A 17,461-nucleotide genomic window follows, 5' to 3' on the forward strand; every position below is an offset into this window, starting at 1 on the left:
TGATCCTTTGCCATGTTGAACGCGGTTGCAGCTGAGCTTAACGGCGCAGATTAGCGCGAGCCTAGCGCTATTCATCGATCAGTGCGCTGCGTAATTCGGTATGAGCTACAAAGCGCTTGTATTTACCTATTGCAAAATTAATCAGCCCATAGCCAAGCACAACACCAATTGCATTCATTAACACATCATCAATGTGGGTAATTCGAAAGTGATAGCCAACAATTAAACCAGTCAATAACTGAATTGTTTCTGTACTGAAGCCAACAAGCAGCGCAATAGCGAGCATAGTTTGTATGCGGAGCTTTTTGAATAAGCGCAAAAATATTCCAAACGGAATTGTAAGAAGTATATTGAGGATATATGATTTGAGTAATCTCAAGACAGCGTTATAATCATCCATCGCAAAGTATGGTTGCTTAAATGGAATCAGATATATCGATTTGCGATAAGGATAATTCTTGATATTATCCCATAACGCTATACCATGATAATTTATTGGTAAACAGATTTGGGCAATTACCCCAAAGATATAGACTATGAAAAGACAATATAGCATTATTTTATATTTAGGTTTATCATTTTTCAACATCCATAATGCTAAGGGAATAATGATAATCAGCGAATAGCCAAGAAATGCTAATGTTTCGCGTAGCATACCGTATAAATCATCCATGCTAAAACAGTCGATTCCATCAATATGTGCAAGATCATTGAGGCTGAGTGGAGTTGAACAATCTATGCGTGAAGCAATGGGGAGAAGGAGGCTAAATTGCGGCGTTTCTAAGCGCGCTGATGCTTAAATTGCGAATTTCTAAGGCTTGGGATTGGTGCGCTAGCAGGCCGCCGCGCACAATTCCGCGCGGTGAAATCTGAGCATATTGGTTATCGAGCCAGAGAATCAAGCCTAATTTGCTGGTTGGCAGATTGCGCGTTTTGAGCACCAATTGCTGATCCAGCCAAAACTCAACCCGATCTGCATACCAATCGATTTGATAGTGTTGCCAAGCATTCCATGCAAGCTGAATCGGCTGGCTGCGCACGCCCAAAGCCAATTGCAGCAAGGGCAAGCAACAGCGTTGACGCAACCAGCTATTTTGACTAAGCACAACAGCCAACGGGGCCAGCGGCAACAACGCCAAACAGAGCGCCAAACGCGGCACAAAACTCATCGCGAGCCAACCGTTGCTCGCGCCATTGGCGGTTAATTCAAGGTTGCTCGCGGCGCTTGCATAAAAAAACCACAACGCTTGGGGCAAGCGCAAACGGCGCAAGCCAGTGCCAGCAGGATCATTCCACCAACCAAAGCCTGCTGTGCCAACAAAATGCTCAGGATCGCCACAAAACTGCGCTTCAAGTTGCAAGCGGACTGGTGCTTGCCAACGTAAATCACCAGCAACATAATCATCCAATTGCGCATCGCTATAAACTATGCGATCATACTGAGTAAGGGCGAGGCGCACCCCAGCAGCAAGCGGCTGAATCTCAGCATTATTGGGTGTCCAAGCATGCCAGCGCCGACCCCAAAACGAGCGAAAAGTCATTAGGAGGCTCCTATGTCGCAAGCGTTGTTAATTTTTGATGGAACCTGCGATTTTTGCACCCGCGCCGCCCGTTGGATCAAAAAACTTGATCGTCAGCAACGAATTCGGATTGAGCCATTTCAAAAAGCTGGCATTCCCGAATCGGTTGGCTTAACCTATGCCCAATGCGAGCAAGCAGCATGGCTGCAAACTAGTGATGGTACATTGTGGCGCGGAGCAGGGTCGGTTAATGCGGCCCTGAGCATTGCAACTGGCAATCGTTTGCCTTTGAGTTTATACCAAACGTGGGGTATCCGCCAGATTCAAGATAGTGTCTACAAACTAATTGTCAAATATCGCCATCGGATTCCAGGCGATACCCCGCATTGCCAACAGTTTCCCGCCGATTGCGCGCGCTAAGCGTTCAGCTGTTCGAGCAGCCATTCAAGTGCTCGTTGCGCCGAAGCTTGCTTATTGCCCAGCCGATCGTAGGGCCAAACGTGCTGCTCGACCAAGGCTTGATTCGGCAAAGCCAAGCCTAAATACACTAAGCCGACTGGCTTTTCAAGGCTGCCTCCACCAGGCCCAGCAATGCCAGTCGTGCTTAGGCCAACCGTTGCCCCAAGCGCTTGGGCAGTGCCTTGGGCCATGGCTAAGGCCGTTTCTGCACTCACCGCGCCAACCGTTGCGAGGGTCGAAGCTGGCACATGCAAAAGCTGCTGTTTGGCACTATTGGCATAGGCAATGATGCCGCCCAAATAGACCTGCGAACTACCAGCGATATTGGTCAGCCAATCGCCCAACAGGCCACCAGTACATGACTCAGCGGTGGCGAGCGTCCATTGGCGTTGGGCCAAGGCCGTGATGACTGCTTGGGCTAAGGCCATGGATTTAGCCTGCACGCTGTTTGCCGAGTAACTGAAATGCAGTAAAGCCCAAATAAATAATAAAGCCAATAATTAAGAGCTTGATCAGGCCCTTAAACAGCATGCCAATAAACAACAAGGCCAGAATAGTCAAAATAATTTGCACAAGTTTACGATTCATTGTCGGTTCCTTCTATAAAAAACGCCGCAGAGAACCCCGACACTCGTGGGCGTGGGGTGAATGCGTGCCAGCGTTGGTGTAAGGGATATTAAAGAGAGAATCAGATTCGACTATTGAGGGAGATGACGTATACTAAACGACGCTATACCTTCCTAGTTCGGTATAGCCTCGCCCCCGACTGTTCGTAGCAGTGCGGGGGTATTGTTGTTAGACACTCCCATCTACCTCTCGCTGCGATTCCTCGCTTGCCTCCTCAAGTAATCGCCGAACCTCCTCAATCGGGATACGATGGGCGCGCCCAAACTTGTACGATTTGATCTTCCCCTGCTTGATCCATAACCGAATGGTCTGTTCTGACAGTTTCAGGTATTCGGCTAATTCCTCGGTTGTGTAGAACTCCGTTGGCATATCTCCCTCATGTTGCGATAAGGTTTTCATTTTCACAGTGTACGATGTTTTATATATATAGTCAATATCTATTGACAAATATATATAATAGTATATAAAATCGATATAAATAGATTATCTAGGTGCTACGAACACCTAGATATATTGAAAGGAACTAGGACTATGGAAACCACCATCTTCACCAAGACCATCAAGTATGACCGCACTACCCGCGACTTCGCCATGTACCTCAATGGTGAATTGATCGGCTATGTCGCCTCGTATCTCCAAGCCGAAATTGAATTCAACAGCTTGGTTCACGATATTTTGACCCGCACCGCTGTTGCTGATGCCAGTGATGTCGCGGATGAGGATGTTGAGGCGATATTGGTTGCAGGGAACGAACCACTACCCACATCCGCCGCTGCGGTGGCGAATGCACCCAGCATTGCGATCTACCGCGAATTAGGGCAAACCAACGCATCCAGCGAAACGAATGGGTCGCTGGTGTTCACCCCAAGCGGCATGGATGCACGGTTTATCACCCTCAAACCACGCGATACCTACGAACTGTACACCTTCCTTGCCAAACACCTCTTAGTGGCGACGATACGAGGCCGATTCCTGAATACGAACATCCTGCCTTTCGTCGGAGATGGACTGCCTCTCTTGCATTTATCAAGAACGAGGTTGCGCGTCGGTCTGAAACACCAGCGGCGTAGCCATGCAAACTCCAACCAAGCGTACATCGCATAGTGTGTACAACCTGAACTATCATCTGGTTTTCGTAACGAAGTATCGGCATGGCGTTCTTACGGGACGCATTGCCGATCACCTGAAAACCACCATCCCTGTGGTGTGTACCCGTTATGGATGAGAACAACTTGCACTCGAAGTGATGCCTGATCATGTTCACCTGTTCCTGTCGGCATCACCGACAACGGCCCCGATGGTGATTGGCAAGACCGTCAAGAGTATCCTTGCGGTAGATGTGTTTCGCACGTTCCCTACCCTCAAACGTCGCTATTTCTGGGAGAGTGGGTTGTGGACAGACGGGTGCTACTATGGTTCGGCTGGTACGGTGTCAGCCCACACCATTGCGATGTACATCGCCAACCAAAAGGAAGCCTAACGATGACCACCCTGACCCGTTGTTACAAGTACCGCATGTATCCGACCGATGACCAGCACACCACACTGGTGCGGTGGGCAGGGTGTCGGCGATATGTGTGGAACTGGGCCTTGCGCCAACGCAAAGACCACTACCGCGCAACGGGTCGGGGCTTAGGCTATGCGAAACTGGCGGCGGCATTGACTCGGTTAAAGCGCGATCCAGCCCATGCGTGGTTGCGCGAATGCGTCGCGCAAGTCTTGCAACAAACGTTGATGGATTTGGAACGGGCCTTTACCAACTTTTTTGAAAAACGGGCCAAGTATCCACGCTTCAAGGCACGCAAAACCACGCCGCACAGCCTGCGCTTTCCGCAATGCGTGCTGGTGGTGGATGCCCACACGATCAGCGTCCCAAAAATCGGTCTGATGCGGGCGGTGCCATCGTCCACTGGTGGGAATCACCAAAGGTGCAACTATCAAGCAAGACGCGACCGGGTCGTGGTGGGTGGTGTTCGTGTGCCACAGTGACCGCCCCGATACCACGCCGACCGCTGATCGACCTGTGGGGATCGATGTGGGCCTTGAATCCTTCACGACCCTGCACACGGGTGCGAAAACTGCACCCCCGAAGTTTTACCGTCGCGCCCACAAGAAATTGGCCCACGCCCAACGCAACCTTTCCCGCGTCCAAAAGGGTAGCAATAATCACAAAAAAGCCCGACAGCGCGTGGCAAAAATCCACCAGAAAATCAAGAACCAGCGCACCGATTGGTTGCACAAGCACGCGCTGGGGATTATCCAGAATCATGATACGGTGTGCATCGAAGATTTGAACGTGCGTGGCCTTGCGAGAACCAAGCTGGCGAAGTCGTTCATGGATACCGCCCTGAGTACCTTCATGCAGATGTTGCGCGAAAAAGCCGAATGGCACGGACGACAGGTGGTACAGGTTGGGCGGTTCTACGCCTCATCCAAGACCTGTCATGCGTGCCATACGAAAGCTGCCTTGACTCTTTCCGACCGCGTGTGGATGTGTCCCACTTGTGGCACGACCCACGACCGTGATGTGAACGCCGCCATCAATATCTTGCACGAAGGGGTACGCCTGCTTGCCGTTGGGACGACGGAAAGCCAAAACGCTGCTGGAGACCCTGGAAGTCCTGCGAAACGTAGGCGAGTCGGTCGCTGAAGGCAGAAGCCACGCCCCTTGTGGGCGTGGTAGTTCACGATAAGCCAATATCCCAGGTGGCGGCGATTTCTTCTTTGGTGAATGAACGGAAGGCTAAAACCGTCGAGGTGCGCACAATCCCCTTCAGGCTGCCAATTTGGTCGGGCACAGTTTTGGCCAGTTGATCATAATCGGCCAAGCGCACAATCGCGATAATATCCCATTCGCCTGTGACCGAATAGACCTCGGCCACGCCTTCAATCGCGGTCAAGCCAGCCGCTACTCCATTGGCGGCGCTTGGTTCTGTTTGAATATGCACAAATGCGGTGATCATCGCTGGTTCCTCGCCATAGCATGCAAAAAATTCAGCTTATTTTAACATAGTTGCCATGGGCCAAGCGTACAGTAGCTCAGCCCGCTCCACCAGCGGAATGGATGGGGTTAGGGCAGCAATCGCAGGCGTTGCAACGTCACTGTTTGTTGCTCAGCCCCAGCCACCACCGGATCAAGCCGTAGCATGCCAATCTGGCCTTGCCAAGTTGGAATTTGGCTGAGATCGAGGGTGTAGGTATGCAGCGCGCCATCGCCAATCACATCCCACGCAACCGAATGATCCTCGGTTGCGCCTTCGCCTGGAGCCATCCAATAGAGTTGACCATGTTGGTTGGGCAAGCTGGTGGCCATCGTAATTTCTAGTTTGCGCCATTGAGCGCTATCAAGCGTGATGCGGGGGCTAAGCAAATGCGGGTCTTGCTCGGGCACAAATTGCCAACCATCAACCCACGTCGTGCCAGCAATAAAATTCTCGCGCCAGCCCAAGCTCCAATCCTGCCAATGCCAATCGGGCGCACCTTGAGGAATGGGATCGAGCTTGAAGTAGCTGGCATGAGTCAGCGTCATTGGCTGTGCTTGGTGCAAAAACGGCGCAAAACATTCGGCCACTGCGTGCGGCTCTAAGCCATAGCGTTCGAGCAAAATTGGGCTGGGTGTAACCGCCTGCTGATCGAGCCAAACTGTATAGCCAGCACTGGTCGTATCCACAATTTTGGCGCTAATTTCCAAGCAGCCATGCTGCCAATCGCCGGGGCTTACACTGAGTGGCAGACTATTTGGGCGCGCAAATTCATATTCTGCATACAATGCTTGCAAGCCATTCGGCACAAGATAAAAATCATTGCTGCTGCCAGTTTGGGCCAATTCAGTAATCACCATGCGATCTTGATCGTTGGCAGCATCGCCGTTGGCGTTAATTTGCCAGCCATTGCTCAAGGCCATGCCAAGCAAAGCTGTACTGAGAGCTGGCTGCCACCAAGGCCAACGCAGTACGCTGATCGTATTCAGCGCCAGCGTGCTCAACAAAGCCCACGGCGGCAAGCAGGCAATCCAAAATTCAATATTATCTGGCTCCCACCAGCCAAAAAAGAGGCTATAGCTTACCAGCCAGGTTGTAGCCAGCAACACTAACGGGCGTGATTGCTGCCAAAGCTGCCGCCAACGCCAGCCAATTAGGCCAAGGCTTGCAAGCAACACTCCGCCACCAAGCCAGCCATGAATCGTATGTTGCCAACCGCTGAGCAAATTGCCAATACTCGTCGCGCTTGGCGTCGCGCCCCACAAACCAGTATTCGCATATTCAAATAGCCATTGTTGGATTTGCGCCCAGCTCCGAAAGCCGCTCAAGCCAAACATCACAATCGCATAGCTGCCGCCAACCACCAGCAACCCAACCATGGCATAGTGGATGAATGCTCGCCAGCGTTGGCTCCATGGCGTGGATTGCCAATTGGCACTCAGCCAAACCGCCAGCACTGGCAGTAACCACAACACATTTGTTTGATGAAACAGAATCGCGCCGCTATGCGCCAAACCAAGCCAGCGCCATAAATTCACATTTTGCGGAGTTTCAGCTAAGCGCAGCAACAAACCAGTGGCAATTATCAAAAATAGGCCAGCCAAGGTATAGACCTCGACCTCAACCGCGTAATACCACCAAGCATACGCGCCGCCAACCAGCAGACTGCCAATAGTCGCCAACCACGCTTGGTTGGTCAACCGATAGAGCAAACTCCACCAGATGATTACGCCGCTTGCGCCAGCCAGCACATTGAACAATTGCAACGGCCCGAAGGCCATGCCCCGATAACCCACAACCTGACTGAATCCATAGACAATTTCGCCAAGCGGCCCATACAACAAATGATGGGGATGAAACGATTCGCGCCACGGTTTGGCTTGCACCGCCGTCGCATACGAATAAGCATCGAAAGTATGAATTTGCGTGAGCGTTAGGCTATAGAACAGAACTAGGCCCAGCCACGCCAAACCAAGCTTTAAGCGAAATTGTTGCTGCATTGCGGTATCCAGAAAGCGCGCTAAAACAATGACACAGCCTGTTGTTACAGACTGTGCCATAGTACCATTGAATGACATTCAGCTTATTTGGTCGTCCAAGGCAGATAGACTTTATAGTTAACTGCTGGAGCTGTCACGACGACCGTACCTTGCATATTGCTGTGCAACGTACAGACATAGCTGAAGCTACCAACCTGATCAAAGGTTACTGCATACTCTTGGTTTTGGCTTAGGTTGCCCGACGCCCAGGTGAATGGGGTTTGGCTGCGGATTGTGTTGTGCGGAGCGCTATCAAGGTTGCGCCAGAGCACGCTCGTTCCCAAGGTAACTGTAATTGGGCTTGGGCTAAAGCGGAAGTTTTGAATGTTGACGGTTTGGGTCGCGGTGTAGGCAAAGTTTTGGGTCACGCTCTGATTGAGTGCAACCGTAACTGTTGCTACTTGGGTTTCCAAGGCCATCAAATCGCTCGCGATGGTGTAAGTGCCTGGCGCTAAGGTCAAGCTATAGACCCCTTGAGCGTTGGTTTCGGTCGTAACGTTGCCTGGGTTAGCGGTGATCACTGCGCCAGCGCGGCCAGTACCGTTGAGGGTCACTGTGCCGGTTGCCGTCCCAGTTGGGCCACCACTAAAAGCAAAATCCTCGGTAGCAACTTGGCCTTTGACAATCGTCACTTGGCGGATAATTGGATCTTGGCTTGGCACCGTGACAGTTGCGGTATAGACGCCTGATGGCAAGCTAGTGCTATAGACACCAGTCGTTTTGCCAAATTCAACCACGCCAACGCTATTTTCCAAGCGCACGGTGGCCGAGGTGGCGGCAGTGCCATTAACCGTGATGCTGCCTTGCAAGGTTGGGGCAATCGCGGTCAAGGCATTAACATAGCCATGGCCAAAGGTGTTGTTTGGAATGCTTGAGCCAGGTACGCCACCACAGGTTTCGGTTGAAGGCGCAGCGGTCGCGGTTTCTTGCAAGATGGCGCGAGTCAGATCAACTTGGCCTTGCAATTCTGGCCGAGCCGACCACAACAAGGCTACCACACCAACTACGTGCGGGCTAGCCATACTCGTGCCTGAGCTTGAGCCATAGCTGGTGTCGCTGCTGCGGGTAGCCGAACGAACACTAACCCCTGGAGCAGAAATATCAGGGCCAAGGCGGCTTACGCCGTTATTGGTAGCAGGGCCACGGCTGCTAAATGAGGCAATTGCACTAGTAGAATCATGTGCGCCAACTGTAAAGCTTTCTGGGTAAATTGCCACTGGTGTAGTAATTGTGGCACAACTACCACCCTCGTTACCAGCTGAGGCCACAAACATAATCCCAGCATTGGTTACGTTTTGAACTGAGGTCTGAATCCCATCAGCAGGCGTGTTGACACAACCTTCTTCTGGTGGGCAACCCCACGAGTTGTTGATCACGTGTGGGGCTTTGCTTGGGTCGCCTTCAGCACTGGTGCCAGCGCTTGGGAATGGAGCAAGCATCCAGTCGATACAGCGAATGTAGGTTGCAGGTGTCCCAACACCAGCATCCATGTTGCGGCAAGCGATCCACTTAGCACCTGGCGCAACCCCAATTTGTTCGCCCGTACCGTTATCGCCAACCACCGTCCCAACGGTGTGCGTCCCGTGTGAGTTATCGTCACATGGTACGTTAATCGCAATCCCACAGGGGTTGGTGCCACCACCTAACGAGGTGCGAATACCGTCATACCAGTTGTAATCGTGGCTAGCAGTTGTGCCATCCCAGCCGCGATATTTGTTCTTGATCGCAGCGTGGGTCCAGCGAACGCCAGTATCTTCGCCAGCAATCACAATCCCTTGACCTGTGATGCCCTTGGCCCAGACTTGAGGAGCTTTAACGTAATTCACACCCCAGGTTATTGCATTGACTGCTTGTGGTGCTGGGCTTGGGCTAGTTTCGGCAACAGGTTTTTCAACCTTAACCACAATCGTATCTTCGATCAACTGCTTGACGCTGGCTTGTTCGGCCAACCATTGAGCGCTGGCTAAATCAAGCGTTGCATACACGGCATTGACTGAAAGAAAGCCTTCTGATCGAATTCCACGGTTGCTGAGTTCGCTCAGGAGCGGGGTTTGATCGCGTTGGGCTTGTTGGCGCAAGGCAGCGACAACAGCAGCACCTTTGGCTTCTTTGCTTGCTAAGCGATCAGCGAAATTGGTGTCGACTTGGTTTTGCAACAATACCAAGGTTGGCACTTGTTGACCTGCATTCAGCTTGGCCAGTAAAGCTGAATCGGCCTTGGTGGCCAAGCGGTCGGGTGTGTTGGCGGAGGCGCTTGGCAGACAAAAGCCCGCTAACACCATCAGGAGGATGAATGGTTTGAACAGACGCATAGGCTCCCCACAACAGGTAAAAGATATTAACTTAGCTGCAAGTATAGCAAACTTTTGGGCATGGTAAAATAGCACGATGCTGATAGATTGCGACATGCTTGAAATGGACGATTATGGAAGATTTTTTGCGCCGAGCAGCGGCGGATTTACATATTGGGGTTGAACAAACCAGCCCAACCACCTGGACATTAACTATTCCCGGCAGCTTGGCTCGGGTTTTTGGCAAAGAAACGGTTTTGGTCACGACCGATAAACAGGTTGCTGCGCTCGACCCTGATCTGCAATTGCTTTCGCCAAACTCATCGTTAACCTTGCGCCTCGCTGAGCAGTTGCGTTCGCGCGGGCGGCCAACTCATCGCGCGCGCTTGGAATGGTATCCTGATCAAGCGAGCTTATTGGCCGATGTGCAGCAAGCGCAGCTGATTCAAGGCCCAGCTTTGCAGATTAGCGGCTTGCAACAGCATATCGTGCTGCGAATTACCTTCCGCATTCGCTTTGAACGTGAAGTGATCGAAGAAAAAATGGTGGCATGTTGTGTCGATTATGAAACTGGCCAAGTTTGGCCAACGATTACCGACATTACCAATTTGCGTGAGCAATTAACGCCCTTGCCCACAACTGGCCTAACCGAGGAGCACGTTAATGTCGCTTTGCACCATGCGCGGCGCTGGCTCGAACGCTTGCTCTACCCGCAAAAAGCCCTGCACGAAGCCCAACTTGCCCAATTGCTGGCGGTCGAAAAAGCGCGCATCAATGCCTTCTACGATGCCTTAGAGGAAGATTCAGGCTTGGCCTTAGGCGCAAAAGAGGGTGAATCGAACAAACAATATGCTCTCGAAGAAGAACGCAAACGCTTGCTTGATGAGCAAGAATATCGCTATGCGCTTTCGCTGGCCGCCGAAACCGTGAGCGTCGCCACCCTCCACGTGCCAGTCTTGCACATTGGCAGCAATCAACAAGCACAATTAATCGCGATCTCGCCCTTGTTTGAGCCAATGATTCAATTGCCCCACTGCCAAGCCTGTGGCCGGCAAGCAAGCTTAGTCCAGCACAAAAATCAACTTGTGTGCAACGTTTGCCATCAAGTGCTTGCTCAATAAGCTGTTTGGTGCATGCCCCTTGGGTTAATCAAGCCAAGGGGCATTTTTATTTAACTAGCCCAAGATTCATCAATGTTCATCAATTGATCAGCCTTCAGCAGCTTGCAGGCCACAGCAAACAGCTCTATGATACGAGCTAGGCATAGATCCTTTGGCCTAGCGCAAATCACCCTTTCTATGCAGATCAGTCCTAGGACCCAAGCGCCTGATCGTTGGAGCATTGAAAGGGGAAGTATGCGGTACAACCAAGCGTATCTTGAAGGCTTACGCCCAATTGGCGACCCTGCCGCCGATAGTTTAATTGCCGAATTGGCTGCGAACGGCGATTTAGCACGCGTCAGCCATGTGCTGCGCCAAATCACCAAGAACGATCAGCCATGGCCCCACGATCTGCCGCCGCTACTTAGTACATGGCTCGCACACCATTCCACGCTTCGTACAGCTATCGACTGGCAACGAATTAATAACGGGGCAGCTTTTTTTGCCCGCTACGGCATGGCGATTACGGTTGTGCTCTCAACTGCGGCCTTGGTTGGCTGTTATGCGGCCCAAAAAGGGGTCAAAGTGCTGACCCAAACCCAACGTTTGCAGGCCGAACCCTATCGCCGCGTCACCGAATCGGGCCATTTTGTGATGGCAGTATTGCAGCCAAATGCCTTACAGGCTAATGGCGAAGGCGTGCAGATCATTCAAAAAGTGCGCCTGATGCACGCCGCTGTGCGCTACCAAATTGCCCAAGCTGGGCAATGGAATCACAGCGAACTTGGGGTGCCAATTTGCCAAGAAGATATGTTGGGCACGCTGATGGTTTTTTCGTATGGTGTAATTTGGGGCTTGGAGCAACTTGGCTATCGCATCGCCAAGCAGCAAGCAGAGGATTTTCTGTATACCTGGAATCTCATTGGCAGCTTGATTGGGATCGATCCAGCTAGTTTGCCGTGCTCAATCGCCGAAGCCGAGGATCTCGCGTATAGCATTTCTAAGCGTCAGCATGGCCCATCGGATGAGGGTCGCGAACTGACCCAAGCGCTGCTGGCAATGCATACAGGGCTCTTACCAGGCCGTTTTTTCGATGGCATGGTTCCGGCATTAATCCAGCATTTGGCAGGCGCTGAGGTTGCGGAATGGATGGGCGTGCCCCAAACCCGTTGGAAATATGCGTTACGCTATCTCAAAACACTCAACAGCGCCATGCGAACCATCACCCAGCGTTTGCCTGGCCTCGATGAGCAATTTGATCGCTTAACATTTTTGTTGCTGCAACGCTGGACGGGCGCAATTCATCGTGGCGAATTGAGCGCAACCCTCAACGAACGCAGCGCTTAATTCAATCAACCCCTCCAGCTAATGCTAAACTAAAGCCAATCTGGCGATTGCCACGATTGGTCTTTTTTGGTTCTTGACAGTATTCGATTTACAGTGTAAATTCATTGATAAGATTTACACTGTAAATCTATTGAGGTTTTGGAATGGCGCGCACGCGGAATCATGTACTGAATGCTGAAACAATCGTTCAAATTAAGCAAGCGGCTCGGCAACTTATGGCGCAGCATGGCACAGCAGGCTTATCAATTCGAGGGATTGCCAAAGTGCTGTCGGTCAGTCCTCCGGCGCTGTATCACTACTTTGCCAACTTGGACGACCTGATTACGACCTTAATCGCTGATAGTTTTAATAGTTTGGCCGACCGCTTGGATGAAGTTGGGCTTAAAAGCCGAACTAAGACCAAAGCGGGCCGCTTATTAGCAGTCCTTGAAGCCTATCGCAGTTGGGCGTTTGAGCATCCAATCGACTTTCAACTTATCTATGGTAATCCGATTCCAGGCTATAACGCACCACGGGAAATTACTGTGCCAGCAGTGGTACGGACATTTGTTACCCCAGTCCGCTTGGCAGATTTAGCCATCAAAGCTGGCGAATCAAGCCTCAACGAATTTGTCATGACCGAGGCCTGTGCCGAACGCATGACCGACATGATTACCCAAAATAATTATCCGGTGTCACTTGAATCGATGTATGTTGTGATGACACTTTGGACGCAAATTCATGGCCTGATTATGCTGGATTTGTACGGGCATCTTAGTTCGAATGTTGGGAATGCTGAGGAATTCTATCGCCATCGGGTGATGGAAATGTTACGCAGTTTTGGCTTTCACGATCTAACTTAATTTCATGCTGGCAGTAACCTTATAAAGTGGCCTTGGCAACGAGGTTGAGCTTGCTATTGCCAAAAATTAACAAGGAATTTTCAAATGATAAGCGAATTACACGTTATTTTTGGGACTGGCCCGATTGGCAAAGCGACCGCCCGTTGTTTGGTTAGCGCAGGCAAACAGGTGCGAATGATCAATCGTTCGGGCAAGGCCAGCCATCTGCCAGCGAGCGTTGAAGTGCTAGCTGGCGATATTTACGATCAACAATTTGTCGCCCAGCAAACCCGCCATGCCGCCAGCGTGTACCAGTGCGCCCAGCCAGCCTATTACGAATGGACAAGCAAATTTTCCGCTATGCAAGCGGCTGTGATTGCAGGCGTAGCCCAAAGCGATGCGCGGCTGGTGGTGATGGAAAATTTGTATGGTTATGGCCGCAGCAAGCAGCCAATGACAGAGGCAACGCCATTTGCCGCCCACACCCGCAAAGGCAAGTTGCGCGCTCAAATGAGCGAGCAGCTGTTTGCTGCCCATCAGGCTGGCAGAATTCGCGCAACCAGCGTGCGGGCCTCAAATTTTTATGGCCCAGAATATCAACTGATGGGCGATCAGGTAGTAAAACCAGCATTGCAGGGCAAAAAAGTTAATTTGCTGGGTAAAGCCGATGTTGCGCACAGCTTTAGTTATGTCAATGACATTGGTGCAACCCTAGCCCTTTTGGGCAGCGATGATCGTGGTTTGGGTCGCCCATGGCATGCACCCAGCCCAGCTGCGCTCACTCAGCGCGAATTTGTGGCAATCTTGGCCAAGATTTTGGGCAAGCCAGTTGGCTATCGCACGATCAACACGGCGATGGTTTGGCTACTTGGGCGCTTTGTCAAAGAAATAGCCGAAACTGTTGAGATGATGTATGAGTGGCAAGCGCCGTTTGTGATGGATAGTAGCGCGTTTAGCCAAACCTTTGGGCTTGAAGCAACTCCCATCGAACAGGGGATCAAAGCGATGGTGGATTGGTTTCGCAATTAACCAGCAGCGCAGGCGTTTAAAAGCTTGCGCTGCATTCCAAGGCCTCGGCCAGCAGTTGTTTATAGTCGCTGCGCGGCATTTCATAGGCTCCAAAGGTTGCCAAATGCGGCGTGAGAAACTGGGTATCGAGCAATTGAAAGCCGCCAGCTCGTAAGCGCTCGACCAACGCCACCAAGGCAACTTTGCTGGCATCGCGCACCTTGCTCCACATACTTTCGCCAGCAAACAAGCCCGCCAAGCCAACCCCATACAAGCCGCCAACCATCTCGCCATTCTGCCATGCCTCAACGCTATGCGCCAAACCACCAGCGTGCAATTGACTATAAACCTCGATAAATTCTTGGCTGATCCAAGTTTCATCGCGTTCAGCGCAGGCTTGCATTGTTTCGCGAAACGCCGTATCAAAGCGAATTTCAAAGCTTTGGCGGCGAATCGTGCGTTGCAACGAATGCGCCACGTGAAAACGCTCATCAAGCGGAATAATCGCCCGTGGATCGGGATCATACCAATAAATTTGGCCATCCTCGGCCATGGGAAAGACCCCTTGGGCATAGCCATAAATTAATAATTGTGGTGAGAGTCGCTTGGTCATGCTATCATGTCTCCAAAAAGTGAGGTCAATCAACCAATGAATACACCACGGGATGTGGCAACCGCCGAACCACAAACGACCACTGATGTCGAGCTAGATTTTATCACGCTCAGCGATGAGGAATTGGAAAAACCCTATCGGGTGATTTTGCAAAACGATGATATAACCCCCATGGAAGTGGTGGTCTGGGTTTTGGAAAAGGTTTTTGAGCAATCGTTTGAAAAAGCCAACAGCATTATGCTCGAAGCCCATCTCAAGGGTCATGCCTTGGTCACGATTTTGCCCTTCAAAGAGGCCAGTTCGCGGGTGTATAGCGCCCAAAGCCGTGCCCGCGATCTGGGATTTCCGCTCGTCTTGTTCCTCGAACCAGATTTTTAACCGAAGGTTCAGTTGTTGGGGGCCAGGGGTCAGCGCGTTCGAAGGCTGAAGTGAATTATGCTTGAGCACGCAATTATTCAGCTAGCTGGCCCCTAATCCCAGAAACCTCATCCTTCATCCCTCATCTTTCATAATTTCGCAACTCTGCGCCTCTGCGTTAAAACTTTTTAGCCACGAATTGCACGAATTCCACGAATGATCATTTTTTGCCCCCGATTGCACAGATTATTGCGATTATGTTCCGCTAGCCCATAGCCATTTCCTTGATCCCGCTTCCCCTTTTGCTTTTGACTTCTGCCTTTTGCCCTTTGACTTTAGGTTTCATCCTTCATAATTCATCCTTCATTCTTGTAATACATGTCATAGCAATTGTCACAATCGCGGTGTATGCTAGCCCTAGCATAGTAGCGGAGGACACAATGATTATCCCTTGGATCTACTACGTTCAAGCTGATGAACAATTATTAGTTGAGAGTTTTAGCCGCCGTTGGACGGTCAATGGGCCGCAACGCTATACCGCCCGACCATTCGAACGCATTACGCGGCGTAGCGGTTTGGTACTTGGCCCAACCGAATATGTCTATGTCACCGATTCGTTGAGTGGCCAAGTGCGGCTCGAACGCGGCCCACAACTGCTCTTCCCTAACGCCTACGAAGAGCTTGGCAAAATTCTCTTGGCAATCCCGCTCAAGAAAAACCAATATGCCCGCATTTTGGATCGTAGCACTGGTCAATTGCGGGTTGAGCGCGGCGAGCAAAGCGTCTATCTCCAACCAAACGAAATTCAAATTGGCGCAATTGAGGCTGGCTACAATATCGATGAGCATCACGCTGTTTTGGTGCGCAGCACCACCGATGGCCAATTAAACCTGATTACCACGCCCCAAGTCTTTATTCCCACCGCCGAACAAGAAGTGATCGAGCATCGCCAACGGATTTTGCTCGAAAACCATGAAGTTGTGGTGATTAAAGATCGCGACGGACGCTATCAATTTCGGCGTGGCAGCCAGCGCGATCGCTCATTCTTCCTCGAACCATACACCGATTTGGTGACCTTTCGCTGGTCGTCGGGCTTGCACAAAGATAAACGCAATTTGGTCATTACGCATTTGGATATTCGGCCAAAATTTATGTGGTATGCCTTCGAGGCGCGCACCCAAGATAATGTCGAGATTTTGATCGATATTACTTTCTTCTGGCAATTGGCCGATGTTGAGGCCATGATTGTGAGCACCGATGATGCGCCAGGCGATATTTGCGCCCACGCTCGCAGCGCCATCATCCAAGCGGTTTCGCAAACCAGCCTTGAGCGCTTTTTATCCAATTTCAACAGCATTGTGCGCGATGCGGTGATTGTGCCCGAAGATGATTTTTATGCAGAACGTGGGGTCAAATTGCATTCGGTCGAAGTGCGCTCAATTACCTGCAAAGACCCTAATACCCAGCGTGTGCTGCAAGAAATTATTCAAGAAACCACCAATCGGCTCAATCGGCTGCAAAAGCAGGAGAGCGAGAACGAAATCAAGGTCAAGCAACTTGAGGGCGAAATTGTCGCCCAAGAAACCCGTAGCCGCTTGCTCGAATTGCAGCGCCGCATCGCCCAAGCAGAAGCTGAAACCCACGGTTTGGCCGAGGCCGAACGGGTTCATGCTTTTATCCAAGGCCTCGGCGACGATTTGCCAATCAGCGAAAAGCTGGCGATTTTCAATATTCTGCGCCGCCAAGAGGCAATTGCAAGCCTCAGCCAAGGTAAGGCCCAGTTGTATCTCACGCCCGCCGATATTAATTTGAGCCTTGAGCATCATTAGTTAGTAGTGGCGGTCGGGTATTAGGGATCGGGGATCAGATAGTGGGATTTATTTAACCACGAAGAACACGAAGCGCACGAAGGTTTAAGCTATTGAGTCCCAAATGTTTATTCGTGTCATTCGTGCAATTCGTGGCTAAAACGGCTGGTTTTTAACGCAGAGGCGCAGAGCAATGATTGCTTGTGGCTCGTGGCTATTTGAGCCTTGAGCATCATTAATTAGTAATGGAGGTCAGGGATTAGGGATAGGGGATCAGATAGTGGGATTTATTTAATCACGAAGAACACGAAGGTTTAAGCTATCGAGTCCCAAATCCTTATTCGTGTCATTCGTGCAATTCGTGGCTAAAACGGCTGGTTTTTAACGCAGAGGCACAAAGCATCGAAGGCTAAATTATGAGAGCTGAAGCATGAAAGTCAAAATCCAATAGCCCTTCTTCGTGCTCTTTGCGTTCTTCGCGGTTTCGCGC

The 17,461-nt window shown here is 51.0% G+C and carries 19 protein-coding genes and 1 pseudogene; 11 read left to right on the forward strand and 9 right to left on the reverse strand.

Translation table 11 applies throughout. The features are described from left to right. Positions 1–67: 67 nt before the first annotated feature. Positions 68–673, reverse strand: a complete 606-nt coding sequence (locus SE18_RS25065; RefSeq protein ID WP_054537221.1) for a VanZ family protein — start codon at positions 671–673, stop codon at positions 68–70. Between the two features lie 91 nt (positions 674–764). Beyond that, a complete protein-coding gene (locus SE18_RS25070; RefSeq protein ID WP_054537222.1) occupies positions 765–1,541 on the reverse strand; it encodes a hypothetical protein in 777 nt (258 codons plus the stop codon). A gap of 12 nt (positions 1,542–1,553) precedes the next feature. Here SE18_RS25070 and SE18_RS25075 point away from each other — a divergent pair, with 12 nt between their 5' ends. Next, a complete protein-coding gene (locus SE18_RS25075) occupies positions 1,554–1,940 on the forward strand; it encodes a thiol-disulfide oxidoreductase DCC family protein (protein WP_054537223.1) in 387 nt (128 codons plus the stop codon). Here SE18_RS25075 and SE18_RS25080 read toward each other — a convergent pair. The 3 genes from SE18_RS25080 to SE18_RS28395 form a co-directional block, all read right to left on the reverse strand. Next, a complete protein-coding gene (locus SE18_RS25080) occupies positions 1,937–2,407 on the reverse strand; it encodes a CinA family protein (protein ID WP_054537224.1) in 471 nt (156 codons plus the stop codon). The two genes, SE18_RS25075 and SE18_RS25080, sit on opposite strands and share 4 nt — an antisense overlap. Positions 2,408–2,411: 4 nt before the next feature. Next, positions 2,412–2,567 carry a hypothetical protein gene (locus SE18_RS27645; protein WP_160319552.1) on the reverse strand — a complete coding sequence of 52 codons (156 nt, stop codon included), beginning with the start codon at positions 2,565–2,567 and terminating at the stop codon, positions 2,412–2,414. Between the two features lie 207 nt (positions 2,568–2,774). Beyond that, positions 2,775–3,005, reverse strand: coding sequence for a helix-turn-helix domain-containing protein (locus tag SE18_RS28395; protein ID WP_083470149.1), 231 nt, complete (start codon positions 3,003–3,005; stop codon positions 2,775–2,777). A 132-nt stretch (positions 3,006–3,137) separates the two neighbouring features. On the opposite strand from SE18_RS28395, the gene SE18_RS25090 reads away from it, so the two are divergent. The 4 genes and pseudogenes from SE18_RS25090 to SE18_RS28075 all read left to right on the forward strand — a co-directional run bounded on the left by SE18_RS25090 (position 3,138) and on the right by SE18_RS28075 (position 5,256). Next, positions 3,138–3,710 carry a hypothetical protein gene (locus tag SE18_RS25090; protein WP_054537226.1) on the forward strand — a complete coding sequence of 191 codons (573 nt, stop codon included), beginning with the start codon at positions 3,138–3,140 and terminating at the stop codon, positions 3,708–3,710. Further along, positions 3,679–4,086, forward strand: a pseudogene (gene tnpA, locus SE18_RS28400) (IS200/IS605 family transposase). The gene SE18_RS25090 and the pseudogene tnpA overlap by 32 nt, the downstream one beginning before the upstream one ends. A gap of 2 nt (positions 4,087–4,088) precedes the next feature. Then, the gene (locus tag SE18_RS28070; protein WP_236706990.1) at positions 4,089–4,595 is read left to right on the forward strand and encodes an RNA-guided endonuclease InsQ/TnpB family protein; all 507 of its coding nucleotides are present in this window, start codon (positions 4,089–4,091) and stop codon (positions 4,593–4,595) included. After that, positions 4,576–5,256 (forward strand): RNA-guided endonuclease InsQ/TnpB family protein, encoded by a 681-nt coding sequence (locus tag SE18_RS28075; protein WP_236706992.1) that lies wholly within the window; start codon positions 4,576–4,578, stop codon positions 5,254–5,256. Before SE18_RS28070 ends, SE18_RS28075 begins: the two co-directional genes overlap by 20 nt. 34 nt (positions 5,257–5,290) lie before the next feature. On the opposite strand, the gene SE18_RS25105 is transcribed toward SE18_RS28075, so the two are convergent. The 3 genes from SE18_RS25105 to SE18_RS25115 all read right to left on the reverse strand — a co-directional run bounded on the left by SE18_RS25105 (position 5,291) and on the right by SE18_RS25115 (position 9,938). Next, the gene (locus SE18_RS25105; RefSeq protein WP_012190730.1) at positions 5,291–5,569 is read right to left on the reverse strand and encodes an Lrp/AsnC family transcriptional regulator; all 279 of its coding nucleotides are present in this window, start codon (positions 5,567–5,569) and stop codon (positions 5,291–5,293) included. Between the two features lie 107 nt (positions 5,570–5,676). Further along, positions 5,677–7,587: a hypothetical protein gene (locus SE18_RS25110; protein ID WP_054537227.1), complete on the reverse strand. Its 1,911-nt coding sequence runs from the start codon at positions 7,585–7,587 to the stop codon at positions 5,677–5,679. Between the two features lie 83 nt (positions 7,588–7,670). Beyond that, a complete protein-coding gene (locus SE18_RS25115; RefSeq protein WP_160319553.1) occupies positions 7,671–9,938 on the reverse strand; it encodes a S8 family serine peptidase in 2,268 nt (755 codons plus the stop codon). A gap of 113 nt (positions 9,939–10,051) precedes the next feature. On the opposite strand from SE18_RS25115, the gene SE18_RS25120 reads away from it, so the two are divergent. From SE18_RS25120 to SE18_RS25135, 4 genes are all read left to right on the forward strand, one after another. Next, on the forward strand, positions 10,052–11,038 hold the full coding sequence (locus SE18_RS25120) for a hypothetical protein (protein ID WP_054537229.1): 987 nt from the start codon (positions 10,052–10,054) through the stop codon (positions 11,036–11,038). 234 nt (positions 11,039–11,272) lie between these two features. After that, on the forward strand, positions 11,273–12,364 hold the full coding sequence (locus SE18_RS25125) for an oxygenase MpaB family protein (protein WP_054537230.1): 1,092 nt from the start codon (positions 11,273–11,275) through the stop codon (positions 12,362–12,364). A gap of 143 nt (positions 12,365–12,507) precedes the next feature. After that, the gene (locus SE18_RS25130) at positions 12,508–13,206 is read left to right on the forward strand and encodes a TetR/AcrR family transcriptional regulator (RefSeq protein WP_054537231.1); all 699 of its coding nucleotides are present in this window, start codon (positions 12,508–12,510) and stop codon (positions 13,204–13,206) included. A gap of 84 nt (positions 13,207–13,290) precedes the next feature. Then, on the forward strand, positions 13,291–14,214 hold the full coding sequence (locus SE18_RS25135) for an NAD-dependent epimerase/dehydratase family protein (protein WP_054537232.1): 924 nt from the start codon (positions 13,291–13,293) through the stop codon (positions 14,212–14,214). 16 nt (positions 14,215–14,230) lie between these two features. Here SE18_RS25135 and aat read toward each other — a convergent pair whose 3' ends face one another. Then, the gene (aat, locus tag SE18_RS25140) at positions 14,231–14,806 is read right to left on the reverse strand and encodes a leucyl/phenylalanyl-tRNA--protein transferase (RefSeq protein WP_054537233.1); all 576 of its coding nucleotides are present in this window, start codon (positions 14,804–14,806) and stop codon (positions 14,231–14,233) included. 36 nt (positions 14,807–14,842) lie between these two features. Between aat and SE18_RS25145 the strand changes: the two genes are divergently transcribed. Both SE18_RS25145 and SE18_RS25150 read left to right on the forward strand, forming a co-directional pair. Beyond that, positions 14,843–15,184, forward strand: coding sequence for an ATP-dependent Clp protease adaptor ClpS (locus SE18_RS25145; protein ID WP_083470152.1), 342 nt, complete (start codon positions 14,843–14,845; stop codon positions 15,182–15,184). 419 nt (positions 15,185–15,603) lie between these two features. Then, the gene (locus SE18_RS25150; RefSeq protein ID WP_054537234.1) at positions 15,604–16,992 is read left to right on the forward strand and encodes an SPFH domain-containing protein; all 1,389 of its coding nucleotides are present in this window, start codon (positions 15,604–15,606) and stop codon (positions 16,990–16,992) included. Positions 16,993–17,461 lie beyond the last annotated feature (469 nt).

It is taken from the genome of Herpetosiphon geysericola (assembly GCF_001306135.1).
Taxonomy (GTDB): domain Bacteria; phylum Chloroflexota; class Chloroflexia; order Chloroflexales; family Herpetosiphonaceae; genus Herpetosiphon; species Herpetosiphon geysericola.

Bases quoted from the DNA above. Each gene is read 5' to 3' on its own strand.
- SE18_RS25120 (WP_054537229.1), top strand. From the start codon at position 10,052: ATGGAAGATTTTTTGCGCCGAGCAGCGGCGGATTTACATATTGGGGTT.
- SE18_RS28395 (WP_083470149.1), bottom strand. From the start codon at position 3,005: ATGAAAACCTTATCGCAACATGAGGGAGATATGCCAACGGAGTTCTAC.
- SE18_RS25125 (WP_054537230.1), top strand. From the start codon at position 11,273: ATGCGGTACAACCAAGCGTATCTTGAAGGCTTACGCCCAATTGGCGAC.
- SE18_RS25115 (WP_160319553.1), bottom strand. From the start codon at position 9,938: ATGCGTCTGTTCAAACCATTCATCCTCCTGATGGTGTTAGCGGGCTTT.
- SE18_RS25150 (WP_054537234.1), top strand. From the start codon at position 15,604: ATGATTATCCCTTGGATCTACTACGTTCAAGCTGATGAACAATTATTA.
- aat (WP_054537233.1), bottom strand. From the start codon at position 14,806: ATGACCAAGCGACTCTCACCACAATTATTAATTTATGGCTATGCCCAA.
- SE18_RS25110 (WP_054537227.1), bottom strand. From the start codon at position 7,587: ATGCAGCAACAATTTCGCTTAAAGCTTGGTTTGGCGTGGCTGGGCCTA.
- SE18_RS25130 (WP_054537231.1), top strand. From the start codon at position 12,508: ATGGCGCGCACGCGGAATCATGTACTGAATGCTGAAACAATCGTTCAA.
- SE18_RS28070 (WP_236706990.1), top strand. From the start codon at position 4,089: ATGACCACCCTGACCCGTTGTTACAAGTACCGCATGTATCCGACCGAT.
- SE18_RS25105 (WP_012190730.1), bottom strand. From the start codon at position 5,569: ATGATCACCGCATTTGTGCATATTCAAACAGAACCAAGCGCCGCCAAT.
- SE18_RS25145 (WP_083470152.1), top strand. From the start codon at position 14,843: ATGAATACACCACGGGATGTGGCAACCGCCGAACCACAAACGACCACT.
- SE18_RS25070 (WP_054537222.1), bottom strand. From the start codon at position 1,541: ATGACTTTTCGCTCGTTTTGGGGTCGGCGCTGGCATGCTTGGACACCC.
- SE18_RS25090 (WP_054537226.1), top strand. From the start codon at position 3,138: ATGGAAACCACCATCTTCACCAAGACCATCAAGTATGACCGCACTACC.
- SE18_RS25135 (WP_054537232.1), top strand. From the start codon at position 13,291: ATGATAAGCGAATTACACGTTATTTTTGGGACTGGCCCGATTGGCAAA.
- SE18_RS25075 (WP_054537223.1), top strand. From the start codon at position 1,554: ATGTCGCAAGCGTTGTTAATTTTTGATGGAACCTGCGATTTTTGCACC.
- SE18_RS25065 (WP_054537221.1), bottom strand. From the start codon at position 673: ATGGATGATTTATACGGTATGCTACGCGAAACATTAGCATTTCTTGGC.
- SE18_RS25080 (WP_054537224.1), bottom strand. From the start codon at position 2,407: ATGGCCTTAGCCCAAGCAGTCATCACGGCCTTGGCCCAACGCCAATGG.
- SE18_RS27645 (WP_160319552.1), bottom strand. From the start codon at position 2,567: ATGAATCGTAAACTTGTGCAAATTATTTTGACTATTCTGGCCTTGTTG.